General features: G+C 46.2%; 1 protein-coding gene. It reads right to left on the bottom strand.

Features of this window, described 5'->3' with window-relative positions; genetic code table 11:
- Positions 1–36 precede the first annotated feature (36 nt).
- Positions 37–984 (bottom strand): IS30 family transposase, encoded by a 948-nt coding sequence (locus K5Q92_RS23725; protein ID WP_014386666.1) that lies wholly within the window; start codon positions 982–984, stop codon positions 37–39.
- Between the last annotated feature and the right edge of the window lie 105 nt (positions 985–1,089).

Below are 1,089 nucleotides of genomic sequence, written 5' to 3'. Positions count from 1 at the left end.
CCCGAATTCAACTGCGAAGTGCGACACTCTCCAATATCAAGCAGCCAATGTCATTTCTTTAAAGACAATCGCTGGTTGCTTGAAGTCTAAACACTTTTTCGGTCGATAATTTATCCGTGATACAGCGAATTCAATATCGCTGTCTGTTACCGTTGTTAAGTCGGTTCCTTTCTTCACATATTGCCTTAAAAGCCCGTTAGCATTCTCATTGGCTCCACGCTCCCAAGAGCTATAAGGATGAGCAAAGTACACATCAGCCTCCAACGCCTTTGCGATGGTTTCGTGGCCTGCAAACTCTCTCCCGTTATCTGCCGTGATGGTATGGACATGTTCCTTATAAGGCATGAGTAGCTCTATGGTGGCTTGGGTGACATCATCTGCTGACTTCGATGGCACTTTCTTGACCACGTAAAATCGTGTTTTACGCTCTAAAATTGTCACCATAGCACCAGTGCCATGTTTGCCTAATACGGTGTCGATTTCCCAATCACCCAATCGCTCCTTACTGTCAACGATGCTTGGCCTATCATCGATAGAAACAGCATTCTTGATCGCTGGCGCTTTCTCTTTTCCACCGCGACGATACCGCTTGTGACCTTGCCTCAAGTGGCGATATAACTTGCCTCCCAAGCGTTTATCCTGCGCAACAAATCGGTAGATCCACTCATGGCTGACAGAGGCACCGACTCTAGTTAATACACTGGAAATCTGCTCTGGACTCCAATCTGCTTCTAAAAGGAGGCGGATAAAATCAACACGCTCCTTTGGTATTCTGTATTTCCGCGCTGATGTGCGTTTTTTGATTGAGAATACCTGAGCTTCGCTTGGGCAATAATGACTGCCTTTGCTGCCGCGTTTAAGCTCCCGATATACCGTAGAGCGATGGCACTGAACGGTTTTAGCTATTTCAGAAACCGAAATTCCCCGTTCCAAAAGAGCAGAAATCTGGTATCTTCTGCCCTCGGTCAACTGCTGATAATTCATGGTAGTACTGCTTGTTTCTTTGGCGAGAAGAGCGTACCACTTTCAGCAGTTGGCTTCTTCTTCTACACCTTTCCATGAATGTCGCACTTATTATCTGAAATCGGG

This window comes from Shewanella sp. MBTL60-007 (genome assembly GCF_019654915.1).
Lineage (GTDB): Bacteria > Pseudomonadota > Gammaproteobacteria > Enterobacterales > Shewanellaceae > Shewanella.
The sequence above is the reverse complement of the archived record's forward strand: the minus strand, read 5'-3'. Positions and strand labels throughout refer to the sequence as shown.